This is a genomic window from Stutzerimonas sp. LR2, from assembly GCF_055755175.1.
In genome coordinates, this window is record NZ_JBVTRR010000027.1 from 1 (window position 1) to 1,321 (window position 1,321).

General features: G+C 51.5%; 1 protein-coding gene. It reads left to right on the plus strand.

The features are described from left to right. Positions 1-1,163, plus strand: a 1,163-nt coding sequence (locus tag ACVRRC_RS21755) for a helicase C-terminal domain-containing protein (protein ID WP_472997542.1), incomplete at its 5' end; no start/stop codon positions are given. Positions 1,164-1,321 lie beyond the last annotated feature (158 nt).

Here is a 1,321-nt window from a genome sequence, read left to right on the forward strand (position 1 = left end):
ACACGGCAACCGAGCTGATGTCAGTTCGCGCCACCCTTTTATCTTCACTGAACTTCCGTAACGATCACGGTAACATTGACGTCTATCGTTTCCCTGAGGGTGACGTACCCAATGATGTCCGTGCCCTGTTTAAAAACGGTCTGTACCTGGCAAACCAGATGCAGACTTTGATTGAGAAAATGACCATCATCATTGATGAGGCCGGTGACAAAATCGTCGCGGAGGATAATGCCCGCCACAAAATGGCGATCGGCGATTTGAAGAACCGTGTAGAAAACTTGCTGGAAGCGATGAGTCGATTTACTGCATCGACGAAGAAAGGTGAGCTTGCTGTTCCAGTGGCGCGCTGGGTAAACGTCAAGCGAGACAATAAAAGCGAAGTCATTATCCATAGCAGCCCGGTGCATGCGGGCGAGCAGTTGGATAGGGAGCTGTGGCAGGAAGCGCATGGGGTGATCATCACCTCAGCAACACTGAGGACGATGGGCAACTTCGATGCCTACCTGAATGAAGCGGGTTTAAAAAAGGATACGCCGACGCTGCTGGCGAAAAGCCCTTTCGACTACGAGAACAACGGTGTTCTGTTTGTGCCAAAGATGCGTAGCACGCCGAAGAATGCCGAGGCGCACACTAACGAGCTGATTGAGCTATTACCTAAATTGGTGCTCCGCCGTAAAGGGTGCCTGGTGCTCTTCTCATCTCGTAAGCAGATGACCGAAGTCTGTGCCGGTATGCCGGACAACGTGAAGGAACACATCCTGATGCAGACGACGATGCCTAAAACGGAAATCGTGTCCCGCCATAAGTTGCGTATCGATCGTGGTGAGGCGAGCATTATCTTCGGGATGGCTTCCTTCAGTGAGGGTGTAGACTTGCCTGGAGATTACTGCGACAACGTGATTATTGCCAAGCTGCCGTTTAGCGTACCGAGCGACCCGGTCAGTCAAACGCTCACAGAGTGGATGGAGAAGGCGGGGCGGAACACTTTTGAAGAAATCACGGTGCCGCAGGCATGCATCAAGCTTATCCAGGCGGTTGGGCGGCTTATCCGAACCGAGTCCGATACCGGGGCGGTGACCATACTGGATTCGCGCATCAAGAATACGCGCTACGGCCAAAGTATTCTGGACTCGCTTCCTCCGTTCCGTGGCGTGATCAGATAGTGATATCATTTCGGTAAACAAAACGAATGCATGGGTGTGTTATGGAAAAATATGAAAGCGTCATCACAGTGGTATTTCAGTTCGTTGGCAAAGTACCAGCACCTTTCTCCACCAGCAATCTGTTTGCCGAAAACTTGCTGAAGGGTGAGAAGTTATGG